Annotated in this window: 14 protein-coding genes; 8 read left to right on the top strand and 6 right to left on the bottom strand. The window is 73.5% G+C overall.

Annotated elements, in window-relative coordinates; genetic code table 11:
* Positions 1 to 25: 25 nt before the first annotated feature.
* Positions 26 to 496: a hypothetical protein gene (locus QSJ97_RS19720; protein ID WP_285673850.1), complete on the bottom strand. Its 471-nt coding sequence runs from the start codon at positions 494 to 496 to the stop codon at positions 26 to 28.
* A gap of 173 nt (positions 497 to 669) precedes the next feature.
* Between QSJ97_RS19720 and QSJ97_RS19725 the strand changes: the two genes are divergently transcribed.
* The 4 genes from QSJ97_RS19725 to dusA all read left to right on the top strand — a co-directional run bounded on the left by QSJ97_RS19725 (position 670) and on the right by dusA (position 5,247).
* The gene (locus QSJ97_RS19725; RefSeq protein WP_285673852.1) at positions 670 to 2,718 is read left to right on the top strand and encodes a heme lyase CcmF/NrfE family subunit; all 2,049 of its coding nucleotides are present in this window, start codon (positions 670 to 672) and stop codon (positions 2,716 to 2,718) included.
* The gene (locus QSJ97_RS19730) at positions 2,718 to 3,182 is read left to right on the top strand and encodes a cytochrome c-type biogenesis protein (protein WP_285673891.1); all 465 of its coding nucleotides are present in this window, start codon (positions 2,718 to 2,720) and stop codon (positions 3,180 to 3,182) included. The genes QSJ97_RS19725 and QSJ97_RS19730 overlap by 1 nt, the downstream gene beginning before the upstream one ends.
* 198 nt (positions 3,183 to 3,380) lie before the next feature.
* Entirely contained in the window at positions 3,381 to 4,127 is a 747-nt protein-coding gene (locus QSJ97_RS19735; protein WP_285673853.1) for a hypothetical protein, read from the top strand.
* Positions 4,128 to 4,173: 46 nt separating this feature from the next.
* On the top strand, positions 4,174 to 5,247 hold the full coding sequence (gene dusA, locus QSJ97_RS19740) for a tRNA dihydrouridine(20/20a) synthase DusA (protein WP_434220941.1): 1,074 nt from the start codon (positions 4,174 to 4,176) through the stop codon (positions 5,245 to 5,247).
* Between the two features lie 5 nt (positions 5,248 to 5,252).
* Here dusA and QSJ97_RS19745 read toward each other — a convergent pair whose 3' ends face one another.
* Positions 5,253 to 5,957 carry a 2OG-Fe(II) oxygenase gene (locus tag QSJ97_RS19745; RefSeq protein WP_285673855.1) on the bottom strand — a complete coding sequence of 235 codons (705 nt, stop codon included), beginning with the start codon at positions 5,955 to 5,957 and terminating at the stop codon, positions 5,253 to 5,255.
* Positions 5,958 to 6,071: 114 nt separating this feature from the next.
* Between QSJ97_RS19745 and QSJ97_RS19750 the strand changes: the two genes are divergently transcribed.
* Positions 6,072 to 6,908 carry a hypothetical protein gene (locus tag QSJ97_RS19750; protein ID WP_285673856.1) on the top strand — a complete coding sequence of 279 codons (837 nt, stop codon included), beginning with the start codon at positions 6,072 to 6,074 and terminating at the stop codon, positions 6,906 to 6,908.
* Here QSJ97_RS19750 and QSJ97_RS19755 read toward each other — a convergent pair.
* The 4 genes from QSJ97_RS19755 to ccmI all read right to left on the bottom strand — a co-directional run bounded on the left by QSJ97_RS19755 (position 6,884) and on the right by ccmI (position 9,900).
* Positions 6,884 to 7,666 (bottom strand): retropepsin-like aspartic protease family protein, encoded by a 783-nt coding sequence (locus QSJ97_RS19755; RefSeq protein ID WP_285673857.1) that lies wholly within the window; start codon positions 7,664 to 7,666, stop codon positions 6,884 to 6,886. The genes QSJ97_RS19750 and QSJ97_RS19755 overlap by 25 nt on opposite strands.
* 184 nt (positions 7,667 to 7,850) lie before the next feature.
* Positions 7,851 to 8,171 carry a DUF1289 domain-containing protein gene (locus QSJ97_RS19760; RefSeq protein WP_352231123.1) on the bottom strand — a complete coding sequence of 107 codons (321 nt, stop codon included), beginning with the start codon at positions 8,169 to 8,171 and terminating at the stop codon, positions 7,851 to 7,853.
* Positions 8,168 to 8,662 carry a Holliday junction resolvase RuvX gene (ruvX, locus tag QSJ97_RS19765; protein WP_285673858.1) on the bottom strand — a complete coding sequence of 165 codons (495 nt, stop codon included), beginning with the start codon at positions 8,660 to 8,662 and terminating at the stop codon, positions 8,168 to 8,170. The genes QSJ97_RS19760 and ruvX overlap by 4 nt, the downstream gene beginning before the upstream one ends.
* Positions 8,659 to 9,900: a c-type cytochrome biogenesis protein CcmI gene (ccmI, locus tag QSJ97_RS19770; protein WP_285673859.1), complete on the bottom strand. Its 1,242-nt coding sequence runs from the start codon at positions 9,898 to 9,900 to the stop codon at positions 8,659 to 8,661. The genes ruvX and ccmI overlap by 4 nt, the downstream gene beginning before the upstream one ends.
* A gap of 197 nt (positions 9,901 to 10,097) precedes the next feature.
* Here ccmI and QSJ97_RS19775 point away from each other — a divergent pair, with 197 nt between their 5' ends.
* The 3 genes from QSJ97_RS19775 to QSJ97_RS19785 all read left to right on the top strand — a co-directional run bounded on the left by QSJ97_RS19775 (position 10,098) and on the right by QSJ97_RS19785 (position 13,588).
* Positions 10,098 to 11,342: a sarcosine oxidase subunit beta family protein gene (locus QSJ97_RS19775; RefSeq protein WP_285673861.1), complete on the top strand. Its 1,245-nt coding sequence runs from the start codon at positions 10,098 to 10,100 to the stop codon at positions 11,340 to 11,342.
* Positions 11,343 to 11,679: 337 nt separating this feature from the next.
* Positions 11,680 to 12,285: a hypothetical protein gene (locus tag QSJ97_RS19780; RefSeq protein ID WP_285673862.1), complete on the top strand. Its 606-nt coding sequence runs from the start codon at positions 11,680 to 11,682 to the stop codon at positions 12,283 to 12,285.
* Between the two features lie 208 nt (positions 12,286 to 12,493).
* The gene (locus QSJ97_RS19785; RefSeq protein WP_285673863.1) at positions 12,494 to 13,588 is read left to right on the top strand and encodes an ABC transporter ATP-binding protein; all 1,095 of its coding nucleotides are present in this window, start codon (positions 12,494 to 12,496) and stop codon (positions 13,586 to 13,588) included.
* Positions 13,589 to 13,663 lie beyond the last annotated feature (75 nt).

The raw sequence follows: 13,663 nt of genomic DNA on the forward strand, positions 1-13,663 counted from the left end.
CGCGGGCCGGCGGGCGATCCGGGCGTCAGCCGGCCGGGCGGGTCGTGCGGCCCGGCGGCAGCGGGTCGGCCGGCATGAAGGCGGCACGCGACAGCAGATCGACCAGGCGCCGGTCCGGCAGGCCGAGGGCGGCGAGCGCGCGGTGCTCCTCGCGCTCCACCACCACCTCGATGCCCGGCACCGTGCTGGCCAGGGCCCGGTACCTGCACGACATGGCATAGGCGAGATCCCCCGGTGCCCAGAGCACCGTCGGCGTGCCGGCCCCGGCGCCGGGGAACTGCCGGTTGACCTCGTCGAGAAGGTTGCGCAGGTCGTCGAGGCTGGTGTCGATCGCGGTCATGGTGGACTGGTCGATCAGCTCGGCCCGGCCCGGGCGGTAGTTGCGGTCGGCGCGGTAGTGCCGGAAGGTCGCGAGATAGTCCTGCAATGCCAGCCTGCCGCTGTGCCGTGCATAGACGAGATCGAGTTCCGTCGAGATCCAATAGGCGATCGGCATGAAATGAGATGTCCCGGACCAATGGCACCCTGCAGCGCGCGCGAGATGATTAGCATGACCCGCGCCGCCCTGTGGCGGGGAATCTGCGCGGGCGATGCCGCCGGGCCGGCCGGCGCCCGGTGCCGGCCCCGGGCCATGCCGGGCGCCCCGAAACTGCTGACGCGGAGGGCCGCATGATCGTCGAGCTCGGGCATTTCGCCCTCACCCTCGCGCTCGCCGTGGCGCTGTTCCAGGCGGCGGTCCCGCTCTATGGCGCGGGCCGCGGCTGGGTCGACTGGATGCGCGCCGCGGCGCCGGCGGCGCTGGTGCAGTTCCTGCTGGTCGGCATCGCCTTCGCGGCGCTGACCCATGCCTTCGTCACCTCGGACTTCTCGCTGCGCATCGTCTACGAGAACTCCCATTCGCTGAAGCCGGCGCTCTACAAGTTCACCGGGACCTGGGGCAACCACGAGGGCTCGATGCTGCTCTGGGTGCTGATCCTGGCGCTGTTCGGCGGGCTGGTGGCGGCCTTCGGGCGGCGCCTGCCGCTGGGGCTCAAGGCGCGGACGCTGAGCGTGCAGGCGATGATCGCGGTGGCCTTCCTGGCCTTCACGATCTTCACCTCCAACCCCTTCGAGCGGCTGCCGCAGATCCCGCTGAACGGGCGCGACCTCAACCCGCTCCTGCAGGATATCGGCCTCGCGATCCATCCGCCGTTCCTCTATCTCGGCTATGTCGGGCTCTCGATGGCCTTCTCCTTCGCCGTGGCGGCGCTGATCGAGGGGCGGGTGGACGCGACCTGGGCGCGCTGGGTGCGGCCCTGGACGCTGGCCGCCTGGGTGGCGCTGACCTTCGGCATCGCGCTCGGCAGCTACTGGGCCTATTACGAGCTCGGCTGGGGCGGCTGGTGGTTCTGGGACCCGGTGGAGAACGCCTCCTTCATGCCCTGGCTGCTGGCCACCGCGCTGCTGCATTCGGCGATCGTGGTGGAGAAGCGGTCCTCGCTCAAGGTCTGGACCATCCTGCTCGCGATCCTCGCCTTCTCGCTCTCGCTGATCGGCACCTTCCTGGTGCGCTCCGGCGTCATCACCTCGGTGCATGCCTTCGCCAACGACCCGGACCGGGGCGTCTTCATCCTCGGCATCCTCGGGGTGGCGATCATCGGTTCGCTGACGCTGTTCGCGATCCGCGCGCCGGCGATGCGCTCGGAGGGGGTGTTCCAGCCGGTCTCGCGCGAGGCCGCGCTGGTGTTCAACAACCTCGTGCTCGCGGTCGCCTGCGCGGTGGTCTTCGTCGGCACTCTGGGGCCGCTGTTCCGCGAGTTCATCGACGGCGAGAAGATCTCCGTCGGCGCGCCGTTCTACGAGCTGGCCTTCACGCCCTTCATGGTGATCCTGCTGCTGGCGCTGCCGGTGGGGGCGATGCTGGCCTGGAAGCGGGCCTCGCTCGGCGCGGTGCTGGCGCGGCTCTGGTGGGCCGGCGCGGCGGCGCTGGCCATCGGCGGCGCGGTCTGGGCGCTGCAGGAGGGCGGCGCGCTGCTCGCGCCGGTGGGCATCGCGCTGGCGGCCTGGCTGATCCTCGGCGCGCTGACCGAGCTCTGGGAGCGCGGCGGTTTCGCCCGCACCGGGTTCGGCGGCGGGCTGCGGCGCCTCGCCGGGCTGCCGCGGGCCGACTGGGGCAAGTGGATCGCCCATGCCGGGCTCGCGCTCTCGGCCATGGGCATCGCCGCGCTCACCGCCTGGGAGACCGAGGACATCCGCCTCGCCAAGCCGGGCGACCGCATCCCCATCGGCCCCTACGTGCTGGAATTCGCGGGCGTGGAGAGCCTGCCGCTCGGCGCGCCCTTCGCCATCGGGCAGTGCGGCAACGAGGGTGAGCGGGCCTTCAAGGGCACGGAGGCGCGCAATTTCCGCACCGAGATGGGCCGCTTCCGGCTGATGGACGGCGACACCCAGGTGGCGCTGATGTGCCCGGAGAAGCGCGACTATCCGGTGCAGCGCATGCCCACCACCGAGGCGGCGATCGATTCGACCCTGGCGCGCGACGTCTATGTCGTGCTGGGCGACCGGCAGACCGATGGCGAGAGCTGGGCGGTGCGCTCCTATCACAAGCCGCTGGCGGCCTGGATCTGGCTCGGCTGCCTGGTGATGGGCGCCGGCGGGCTGATGAGCCTCTCCGACCGGCGCTTTCGCGTGGGCACCGTCGCCGGGCGGCCGCGCGGCAAGGCGGTGGCGGCGGAATGATGCGCGTCGCCCTGCTTCTCCTGCTCGCCCTGGCCGGCCCCGCCGCCGCGGTGCAGCCCGACGAGATCCTCGCCGATCCGGCGCTCGAGGCGCGGGCGCGGGAGCTCTCGAAGGAGATCCGCTGCCTCGTCTGCCGCAACGAATCGATCGACGACAGCAATGCCGACCTGGCGCGCGACCTGCGCATCCTCGTGCGCGAGCGCGTCGCCGCCGGCGACAGCGATGCCGAGGTGCTGCAGTTCCTCGTCGACCGCTATGGCGAGTTCGTGCTGCTGAAGCCGCGGCTCTCGGCCGGCAACGCGGTGCTCTGGCTGGCCGGGCCGGCGCTGTTCCTCGGCGGCGGGCTGGCGGCGGTGCTGTTCCTGCGCCGCCGGCGCCGCGCCGCCGCGCCGGCCGAGGCGCCGCTCTCGGCCGAGGAGGAGGCGGCGCTTCGCGAGATCCTCGGCGAGGACCGGCAGGGCTGAGCCGGCGCGCCGGCGCAGGCTGCGCGAGGGGGCTGCGGGCGGCCGGCGCCCGTGCTAAGCTCGCGCCGACAGATTCCGGCCCAAGCCACGGAGATGCCGATGTTCCTGCGCCCCGTGCGTTCCCCCCGCCCGCGTTTGCCCGTCCGCCTTCCTGTCCGCCTTCCCGTGCTCGCGAGCGTCCTTGTCGCGGCGGTCTGCTTGGTCGTCGCGCTGCCCGCGATGGCCGGGCCCGGCAGCAGCGGCACCCGCGAGGACCATCTGCGCATCTGCCAGGAGGCGCTGGCCGAGCAGTATGGCGCCGTCGAGTTCGGCGAGGCGCTCGACCGGCGCCGCCGCGGCAACAACTGGGTGCGCCAGCACGCCACCACGGCGGATGGCCGCAAGGTCTATTTCCGCTGCCAGATCCGCTATGGCTCGCTGCGCGGGGTCAAGAGCTATGACGGCGGTGACTGGGTGCCCGCCGCCGAGGTGCCGAAGCCCGAGCCGGAGACGCCGCCCGAGGCGGCCGAGACCGGCGGCGCGCAGCAGGCCGAGATCGATCCCGCCGCCGGGGAGGACCCGCCGGAGAGCGCCGAGGCGCTGCCCGAGCCCGAGCCCGATCCGCAGGGCGCGCCGCTGCCGGAGGTCAACCGCCCGCCGGAGGAGGGTTCGGCCGAGGCCGAGGGCGCGACCACAGAGGAGAGCACAGAGGATAGCGCCGGGGAGAGCGCCGAGGGCGCCGCCGACGGGGCCGGCCCGGCGCCGCAGGCCGGCGCGGAGGGCGAGACCGACGGGGCCGGCGAGGGCGATGGCGGCCTCGGGCTGGCCCAGCCCAAGCGCTACCGCGTCGGCATCGGCGAGGGCTATGCCGCGGCCGAGGGCGTCACCTGCCACCGCAAGGTGCAGGAATGCTACGACACCCATGGCCGGATCGACCCGGAAGTCACGGCGAAGGAATTCCCCTGACACCGGGTGCCCGCGGGGGGTGGACGGGGGCGTCCGGGCTTTCTAGATGACGCCCATGTCCGCACCCGCACCCATTCCCGCCGGCCGGCCCGTGCCGCTGGCCCGCGCGCGCCGTCTCTCCGTCGCCCCGATGATGGAGTGGACCGACCGGCACTGCCGCATGTTCCACCGGCAGTTCTCGGCCCATGCGCTGCTCTATACCGAGATGGTCACCGCCTCGGGCCTCGTGCTCGGCGGCGCCGACTGGCTGCTGGCGCATGATCCGCGGGAGCATCCGCTGGCGCTGCAGCTCGGCGGCTCGGAGCCGGAGATGCTCGCCCGCGCGGTGGAGATGGCGCTGCCCTTCGGCTTTGCCGAGATCAACCTCAATGTCGGCTGCCCGTCCGACCGGGTGCAGTCCGGCGCCTTCGGGGCCTGCCTGATGCGCGAGCCGGCGCTGGTGGCGGACTGCGCGCGCGCGATGATCGCCGCGGCCGGCGCGGCCGGCCCCGAGATCACCGTGAAATGCCGCATCGGGGTGGACGAGCAGGACCCCGCGCAGGTGCTGCCGGATTTCGTCGACACCGTGGCGGCGGCCGGGGTGCGGGTCTTTGCCGTGCATGCCCGCAAGGCCTGGCTGAAGGGGCTGAGCCCGAAGGAGAACCGCAGCGTGCCGCCGCTCGACTACGCGCTGGTGGCGCGGCTGAAGGCGTCGCGGCCGGAGCTCACCGTGCTGCTCAACGGCGGCATCGCCAGCCTTGCCGAGGCAGAGGCGCATTGCGCGCGGTTCGACGGGGCGATGGTCGGCCGCGCCGCCTATCACGACCCGGCGGGCATCCTCGCCGGGGCGGATGCGCTGATCACGGGCCGCACGATCGCCCCGGTCGCGCCGGAGGACGCGGTGCGCGGCATGCTGCCCCATATCGAGGCGGAGCTGGCCCGCGGCGCCCGGCTCAACCAGATCGCCCGGCACATGCTCGGCGCCTTTGCCGGGCGGCCGGGGGCGCGGGCCTGGCGGCGGCACCTCTCCGAGCAGGCGACGCGCCCCGGTGCCGGGCCGGAGGTGGTGGAGGCGGCGCTCGCCCATCTCGCCCCGGTGCAGGCTCCCGTGCAGGCTGCGACGCAGGCGGCGGCGGAGTAGCCCGCTCAGGCGGCATCGTGGAAGATGATGCCGAGCGTTGTCCGCTGCCCTGCCGTCACCTCGCTGACCCCGTGGCGGAGCGTGCTTGCGCTCCAGCCCCGCGCGGTACGCCGCGGCTTGCGGGCGGTGGCGAAGACCACGGCATGGCCCCGGGCCGGCTGGCGCACCGTGACGCGGGACTGCAGCCGCGGCCGGTTCTCCACCACCGCGAAGGCGCCGCCCGCGAAATCCTCCGGCCGCGACAGCATCACCACCGCCTGCAGCGGGAAGGCGACGGCGCCATAGAGGTCGCGGTGCAGGCAGTTGTAGTCCCCCGGGCCATAGCGCAGCAGCAGCGGCGTCGGCCGGTCCTGCCCGGCGGCGCGGCAGGCGCGGGTCAGCGCCTCGAGGCTCGGCGGCGGCGGCGCATCGCCGAGGCGGGCGGCCCAGTCGGCGGCGATGCGCGCGAGCGGCGGGTAGAGCGCCTGGCGCAGGGCCGCGACCGGCTCCGGCAGCGGCTCGGCGAAATACTTGTAGACCCCGCGGCCGAAGCCGTGGCGGGCCATGTCGATGCGGGCGCGGAAATGGCGCTCGTCGTCGAACACAGCGGCGAGGGCGGCGCAGTTCTCCGGCGCGAGCACCGGGCCGATCTCCGCGGCGCCGGTCTCGTCGAGATCGCTGCGGGCGCGATCCCAGTCGATCGCGGCGAGCGGGGCGGTCTGGTCGTCCATCACGGGCCTCCTCGGATGCTCTCCCGAGGGTTAGCGCCGGGCGCCCGGCGCGGCGACCCGGATCCTGCGGCGGCGGCCTTGCCGCGCCGGGGGCGGCGCCTCATAGTCCCGCCCATGAGCCAGGCCGACACGCTCCCCTCCGCGCCCTTCGGGGCCCATGCCCGCGCGTTCTTCACCCGCGGCTGGACCGTGTTCGAGCCGGACCCGGAGATCGCCGCCTGGGTCGCCGCCGCGGCAGGGCCCGCCGCCCGCATCGCCGCCGACCCGGCGGCCCGCGCCGCCTGGCTGCGCTGCGGCGGCACCTGGTTCGCCGGGGTCAACATCTTCCCCAACGGGCCGGATGGCGCGGTGCCGGGCGAGGGCGTGCCGCCGCTCTCCGGCGCGCCGCTGCGCTTCGTCGCCGAGGTGCTGGGGCTTGCCGGCTTCGCCTGGGACAGGGCGCAGATCTCGGTCTGCCATCCGGGCTATCCGCAGCCCTGGGAGGGCGAGAGCGAGGCCGCCTTCGGCTATCGCTTGCGGCGCGATGCCGCCCATGTCGACGGGCTGCTGCGCGACGCGGCGCGGCGCCGCACCCTCGGCGAGACCCATGGCTTCATCCTCGGCCTGCCGCTCGGCGAGAGCCATCCGCAGGCCGCGCCCTTCACCGTCTGGGAGGGCTCGCACGCGCTGATGCGCCAGGCGTTCCGCGCGCGGTTCGCCGGCATCGCGCCCGGGCGCTGGGCGGCGGAGGACATAACGGATGCCTATGTCGCGGCCAGGCGCGCGGTGTTCGAGCGCTGCCGGCGGGTGGAGATCCATGCCCGCCCCGGCCAGGCGGTGCTGACCCACCGGCTGGCGCTGCACGGCGTCGCGCCCTGGACGGCGCCGGAGGGCCCGCCCCGCGCCATCGCCTATTTCCGGCCCGACCCGTTCCCGGGCGCCGGGCCTCACTGGTGGCTGGAGAAGCCCTGAGGCGCCATCCGCGCGCGCGGCGTGACCGGGTCCTCGCCGGTCAGCACCCAGGCGCGCTCCTCGACCACGCCGTGGCGCAGGATCAGCCGGTCGCCGCGGAAGGTGGTCTCGGTCAGCCCCTCGATGAAGCTCATGCCGAGCAGCGGCGTCTCCAGCCGGCCGCGCCGGGTGACCGCCGCCTCGATGTCGCGCAGCACGATCGGCCCGACCTGCACCGTGGTCAGCCGCACCGGCGCGACGCGGGACTCGCCGTTGGCGGTGGAGACCCGCATCGAGAAGCTCAGCAGTTCGGGGTCGATGCCGAGGCTGGCGGCGCGCTCGAAGGGGATCAGCACCATCGAGGCGCCGGTATCGACCATCATGTTGAGCGGGCGGCCGTTGATCCGGGCATCGGCGCGGAAATGGCCGTCCCAGTTGCGGCGCAGCTCGACCTCGCCGGGGGCATGGGCGATCGCCAGGCTCGGCAGGAACTCGCCGCGCAGCCGGTTCCAGAGCTGGTCGGCCTCGCCGCGATAGGCCCAGGCGCCGGCGCCCGCCGCCAGGATGCCGGTGCAGGCCAGCCCGTTGACCAGCAGCCGCCGCCCGCCGCGCATCAGCACGCGCCCGATCAGGGTGCCGAGCAGCAGCCCCAGCAGGGCGAGCATGATGGCGATGCGCAGGAGGTCGTCCTCGGTGCGCAGGACCAGGACGTCGGGATTGCTCGCGACCAGCAAGCTCAGCACGACGGTGCCGATGATGACGAAGGGCCAGAAGAGCATCCGCCGTTTCCCGTTGCGTCAGTTAGCTGCCTGTGGACTGAGATTACCCGATGCGGAAGAGCGCAAGCCAGTCGAACCCGATGACAAAAATTGCACGCGACATGAACAGTCTAGCACGGCTCACCCAGCAGGGATAGCTCCGGCTTTGCCTGACGTAGCGTCGTCCGGGCGCCGGGCGGGCGGCTCAGGCCGGGCGCGTCCGCTCGCCGCGGCGGCGCGCGGCCCCGCCCCGGCGGCCCCCCGGCGCCGGCTCGCGGCCGGGCAGCTCGGCGGTGATGCGGGCGCGCGCCTCGGCCCCCATCGAGGACCAGCGGGCGATCTCCTCGCCGCTGCGGGCGCAGCCGATGCAGAGCCGGGTCTCCGGGTGCAGCACGCAGACCTTCACGCAGGGCGAGTCGATCTCCTGGCGCCGCCAGACGGTGTCGCCCGCGGCGTTGCTGCCAGTGTCGCTGCCAGCGTTGCTGCCGGTGTTACTGCCAGTGTCGCGGCCGGTGTCGTCGGTCAAAGGCGCGGTCCTCCGAGGCAGGCGAGCCGGTCGAGGGCTCCCTGGAGAATGTACGCTGCCGCCAGCTTGTCGACGACCTCGGAGCGACGCTTTCGCGACGAATCCGCCTCGATCAGCATGCGCTCGACCGCGACCGTGGAGAGCCGCTCGTCCCAGAACGCGATGGGCAGGCGCTGATGCGCCGCGAGATTGCGCGCGAAGGCGCGGGTGGCCTGCACCCGCGGGCCGTCGCTGCCGTCCATGTTGCGCGGCAGGCCGAGCACGTAGCCGGCGGCGCCGCGGGCGGCCGCCAGCTCGCCGAGCCGGGCGATGTCGGCCATCAGCTTGCCGCGCCTGATCGTCTCGAGCGGGCTCGCCGTCATGCGCAGCCCGTCCGAGGCGGCGACGCCGATGGTCTTGGTGCCGAGATCGAGCCCGATCAGCGGGCCGCGGCCCTCGGCCAGCGCGGTCACGTCGTCATGGATCGGGGCGTTGCCGGGAGACTGGCTCATTCCGCGATCACCCCGAGCAGCAGCGCCTGCTCGCGCACGAAGCCGGCCTCGCCGCCCTCGAGCGCGGCCTGGGCGAGGCGGTAGATGCGGGCGGCATCCTCGCCGCGGCCCGACACCTGGAAGGCGCGCATCAGCATCACCCAGTCCTCCGGCGGGCCGCCCTCGCCGGTGAGCCGCGCCTCGAGCGCGCCGAGCCGGTCGGCCATGAAGGCGGCGCGCTCCTCGGGCGACATCGCCGCCACCGCGGCGGCCATCTCCGGATCGACCCCGGCCGGGCCGGCGGGCGCCGCGCGGCGGGCCGGCGGCACGCCGATGCGGGCCAGCATGCCCTCGACCATCGGCAGCCAGGGCGCGTCGGGCGCGGCCTCGTCGCGCAGCGCGCGCCAGATGCCGGCGGCCCGTTCGAGCTCGCCGCGCTGGGCGTGCACGAGCCCGGCGAAATAGCGCGCGACCGGGTCGCTGCCGTCGATCTCGAGGGCCTCCGCCACCATCGCCTCGGCCTCCTTCGAGACATGCCCGCCGGCGGCCAGCACCAGCGCCTCGGCCCGGGCCAGCAGCGGCTCGATGCGGGGGCGCGGGCCGTCGATGCGCTGGATCTCGGCAAACAGCGCGGCCGCCTCCTCGAAGCGCCCGAGGCGGAGATTGACCCCGGCGAGGATGCGCCGGCCCTCGATCTCCTGCGGGTTGGCGGCGAGATGCGCCTTCAGCTCCTCGAGCTGGCCGGCGATCTCGGCGGGCGGCTCGGCGGGGGGCTGGCGCAGGCCGCGCTCGAAGGCGAGGCCGACCGCCTCGTCCTGGCTCAGCCCCTGGCCCGGGATCATCGCCACCGCGGCGCGCTGTTCGAGGGCGCTGCGCCCGGCGAAGGGCGCGTCCTCGAGCCCCGGGCGGCCGGCCAGGAGATAGATCAGCAGCGCCAGCGCCGGCACCCCGAACAGCGCCGCCCCGGCGGCAATCGAGGAGAAGCGCCGCGGCGCCGGGGCGAACTGCCCGGCGCTCTCGGCGGCCCGGGTCGCGGCGATCAGCCGGCGGGAGATCTCGGCACGGGTGCCGACGGCCTCGGCCTCGCCGATCAGCCCGCGGGCGATGTCGCGCTCGAGCTCGGCGAGCTGGTCGCGATAGACCGCCGCATCGCGCGCCGCCCGGCTGGTCTCGGCCCCGCGCGCACGCAGCAGCGGCAGCGCCAGGGCGAGCACCGCCATCGCGCCGAGCAGGATCGCGCCGATCAGGAATTCGCTCATGGCCCCGGACCTCCTCGGCCAGAGGTAGTCTGCCGCGGCGGCCACGGCAACGGGCGCCGCCGGTCCGGGCTGTCGCAGGCGCCGCCGATGTCGCAGGCGGCGGGCGGAGCGGCGCATTTCCGCCCGCGCCTTGCCCTGCCACGGGCTATTGCGCAAGCTGACCGAGACGCCGCCACTCCGAGCGAGGGACCCGCCCGATGAGACAGTACTCCGCCTTTGCCGTCGCCCGCGAGGCGCTGCGCTATCACCGGGGCTGGGAGCGCGCCTGGGGCAACCCGGTGCCGCGGACGCATTACGACACGCTGATCATCGGCGGCGGCGGCCACGGCCTCGCCACCGCCTACTACCTCGCGAAGAACCACGGCATCACCGATGTCGGCGTGCTGGAGAAGGGCTGGCTCGGCGGCGGCAACACCGGGCGCAACACCACGATCATCCGCTCGAACTACCTGCAGCCGCCCTCCGCCGCGATCTACGAGCTCTCGCGCGGGCTCTACGAGGAGCTCAGCCAGCAGCTCAACTTCAACATCATGTTCAGCCCGCGCGGCGTGCTGATGCTGGCGCAGACCGAGCACGAGCACCGCGCCTGGATGCGCACCGCCCATGCCAACCGGCTGGCCGGCATCGAGTCGGAGCTGGTCGGGCCGGAGCGGATCCGCGAGCTCTGCCCGATCATCAACATCGAGGGGCCGCGCTATCCGGTGCTCGGCGGCCTCTGGCAGGCCCGCGGCGGCAGCGCCCGGCACGACGCGGTGGCCTGGGGCTATGCCCGCGCCGCGGCGGATCTCGGCGTCGACATCGTGCAGAAATGCGAGGTCACCGCGATCGACCGCAGGGAGGGCCGCGTCGCCGGCGTGCGCACCACCCGCGGCACCATCACCTGCAACCGGCTCTGCATCGTGGTGGCCGGGCATTCCGGCGTGCTGGCGGAGATGGCGGGGTTCCGGCTGCCGATCGAATCGGTGGCGCTGCAGGCGCTGGTCTCCGAGCCGATCAAGCCCTGCCTCGACATCGTCGTGATGGCCAACACCGTGCATGGCTACATGAGCCAGTCCGACAAGGGCGAGATGGTGATCGGCGGCGGCGCCGACGGCTTCAACAACTACACCCAGCGCGGCAGCTTCCAGCATGTCGAGGAGACGGTGCGGGCGCTGGTCGAGACCTTCCCGATCATCTCGCGGCTGAAGATGCTGCGGCAATGGGGCGGCATCGTCGACATGACCGGCGACCGCTCGCCGATCATCTCGCGCACCCCGGTGGAGAACCTCTTCGTCAACTGCGGCTGGGGCACCGGCGGGTTCAAGGCGATCCCCGGCTCGGGCTGGGCGACGGCCTCGCTGATCGCCAACGGCGCCGACGACGTGGCCGGCCCCTTCAGCCTCGACCGCTTCGCCGTGGGCCGGATGATCGACGAAAGCGTGGCCGCGGCGGTGGCGCACTGAGGCAGGCGCGCCGCGCCCTGCCGCCTGCCAAGGCGATGCGCCGGGACTGCTGATCCCCGCAGGCCAGCAGCGCGCCGCGCGTGTCCGGACGGTGCGCGCTGCGCGGTTCACCGAAAATTCAGGCTTTCGGCCTAGCTTCGTGGCCGGTCTGCGCTGCCCGAGCCTCGGGGGCGCCGGCCGCATCCCGGGAGCGTCGCGCGGCTCCCGGCCCCGTGGCGCTCCCCAACAATGGCCCGCGCGGCGATCCGCGCCGCAAGGGCGAGAACCTCACCGGCCGGTGCGGCCGGACGCGGCCGTGTCCGCGCAGCGTCGGTCGGCTGCTGCAAGGGGAACGGTCATGACGATCGACTGTCAGGGAAAGGGGATCGGGGCCACGCTGCAGGCCCTGAAGAAGCTGCGGGAGCACTGGGTGCTGATCGCGGCGCTGGTGAGCGCGCTGTTCTGGGCGCGGGATCTGGTGGTGCTCCATGCCCGCCTGCCGGAGGAAGTCTCCCGGCAGGGCGCGGCGGTGGCGGCGCTCGGCACGCGGGTGACCGGGATCGAGCTCGCGCTCGGTCTCGCCGCGCCGGGCGGGCTGCCGCCGATGGGCGGGGGCGGGCTTTCGGGCCCGGGGGCCGGGCAGGCCGGGCGCTGGACGGCGCTGGCCTGGCGCTCGGCGCTCGCCGCCGATCCGCACTGCGCGCCCGAACGGCTGTCGGGCGAGCTCGTCGATGCGGCGGGCCGCCGGCATGCGCTCCCGGCGCGGATCCGCCCGGATCTGCCGGAGACCGGCGGCGGGGCCCTCGGCCTCGGGGTGAAACCCCATGCGCGCATGGGGGTGGGGCAGGCCAGGTTCCGCCTGCAGGTCTCGCATCGCTGCCGCGGCCGGATCAGGGCCGAGCTGACGCCCTGGTTCCCTTTCCTGCTGCAGCCCGGGGTTGCCCCGGCTGCGGCGATGCCCTGATGCCTTTCGGCGGACCGGTTTGCCCCGGTCCGCCGCTTTTCTCCTCACTCGCCCAACGGTTGTGCAGTGCAGCGTGCCCGGCGGCGCGACTGCCCGCAATTTGTTCATTCTGCGGGCGGTCACCGGCGCAGGCGGGCTTGTGGCCCCTGATCGGCTGTGTTTAGCTCGGGCGAACTCTGCGGCGGAAGACCGTGGGAAAGGGGTGATCATGACCGAGACGCAAAGCGACGGCGCCTTCGTCGCCTTCGAGCGTGTGCAGAAATCCTATGACGGCGAGACCCTCGTCGTGAAGGATCTCAACCTCGCAATGCCCAAGGGCGAGTTCCTGACGATGCTCGGCCCCTCGGGCTCGGGCAAGACCACCTGCCTGATGATGCTCGCCGGTTTCGAGACCGCGACGCATGGCGAGATCCGCCTCGGCGGCAAGGGCATCAACAACATCCCGCCGCACAAGCGCGGCATCGGCATGGTGTTCCAGAACTATGCGCTGTTCCCGCACATGACGGTGGCGGAGAACCTCTCCTTCCCGCTCGAGGTGCGCAAGATGCCGAAGGCGGAGCGCAAGGCCAAGGTCGAGCGCGCGCTCGACATGGTGCAGATGTCGGCCTTCGGCGGGCGCCGCCCGGCGCAGCTCTCCGGCGGCCAGCAGCAGCGCATCGCGCTGGCCCGGGCGCTGGTCTTCGAGCCCGAGCTGGTGCTGATGGACGAGCCGCTCGGCGCGCTCGACAAGCAGCTGCGCGAGCACATGCAGTACGAGATCAAGCACCTGCACGACCGGCTCGGCGTGACCGTGGTCTATGTCACGCACGACCAGTCCGAGGCGCTGACCATGTCGGACCGCATCGCGGTGTTCAACGACGGCGTGGTGCAGCAGCTGGCACCGCCCGAGGTGCTCTACGAGAAGCCGGACAACGCCTTCGTGGCCGGCTTCATCGGCGAGAACAACCGCCTCGAGGGCCGCGTCACCGCCATCGAGGGCGAGGAGGCGGTGGTCGAGATCGACGGCCAGGCCTCGGTGCGCGCCTCGGCGATCGCCTGCGGCGGGGCCGGGGAGCGGACGCTGCTCTCGATCCGGCCCGAGCGGGTGATCCTCGGCGATACCGGCGCGCCCAACGCGCTCTCCGGCAAGGTCGTCGAGCTGATCTATCTGGGCGACCACATCCGCTGCCGGATGGAGGTCGCGGGCCATGACGACTTCATCGTGAAGATCCCCAACAGCCATGCCCATGCGGCGCTCACGGTCGGCGAGACCACGCCGATCGGCTGGCAGACCGACGACTGCCGCGCGCTCGACGCGGCGTGAGGCGGCATACCGGGCCGGCCCGCCCGAGGCCGGCCTGGGCACATCACCACTCGGGTACAGACATCAGGGAGTTGG

The organism is Paralimibaculum aggregatum (assembly GCF_030270585.1).
Taxonomy (GTDB): domain Bacteria; phylum Pseudomonadota; class Alphaproteobacteria; order Rhodobacterales; family Rhodobacteraceae; genus Thermohalobaculum; species Thermohalobaculum aggregatum.

What these genes read in the sequence shown, in the direction of transcription:
- QSJ97_RS19720 (WP_285673850.1), bottom strand. Translation starts at nt 496, where the DNA reads ATGCCGATCGCCTATTGGATCTCGACGGAACTCGATCTCGTCTATGCA.
- QSJ97_RS19730 (WP_285673891.1), top strand. Translation starts at nt 2,718, where the DNA reads ATGCGCGTCGCCCTGCTTCTCCTGCTCGCCCTGGCCGGCCCCGCCGCC.
- QSJ97_RS19775 (WP_285673861.1), top strand. Translation starts at nt 10,098, where the DNA reads ATGAGACAGTACTCCGCCTTTGCCGTCGCCCGCGAGGCGCTGCGCTAT.
- QSJ97_RS19780 (WP_285673862.1), top strand. Translation starts at nt 11,680, where the DNA reads ATGACGATCGACTGTCAGGGAAAGGGGATCGGGGCCACGCTGCAGGCC.
- dusA (WP_434220941.1), top strand. Translation starts at nt 4,174, where the DNA reads ATGACGCCCATGTCCGCACCCGCACCCATTCCCGCCGGCCGGCCCGTG.
- QSJ97_RS19750 (WP_285673856.1), top strand. Translation starts at nt 6,072, where the DNA reads ATGAGCCAGGCCGACACGCTCCCCTCCGCGCCCTTCGGGGCCCATGCC.
- QSJ97_RS19725 (WP_285673852.1), top strand. Translation starts at nt 670, where the DNA reads ATGATCGTCGAGCTCGGGCATTTCGCCCTCACCCTCGCGCTCGCCGTG.
- QSJ97_RS19785 (WP_285673863.1), top strand. Translation starts at nt 12,494, where the DNA reads ATGACCGAGACGCAAAGCGACGGCGCCTTCGTCGCCTTCGAGCGTGTG.
- ccmI (WP_285673859.1), bottom strand. Translation starts at nt 9,900, where the DNA reads ATGAGCGAATTCCTGATCGGCGCGATCCTGCTCGGCGCGATGGCGGTG.
- QSJ97_RS19755 (WP_285673857.1), bottom strand. Translation starts at nt 7,666, where the DNA reads ATGCTCTTCTGGCCCTTCGTCATCATCGGCACCGTCGTGCTGAGCTTG.
- ruvX (WP_285673858.1), bottom strand. Translation starts at nt 8,662, where the DNA reads ATGAGCCAGTCTCCCGGCAACGCCCCGATCCATGACGACGTGACCGCG.
- QSJ97_RS19745 (WP_285673855.1), bottom strand. Translation starts at nt 5,957, where the DNA reads ATGGACGACCAGACCGCCCCGCTCGCCGCGATCGACTGGGATCGCGCC.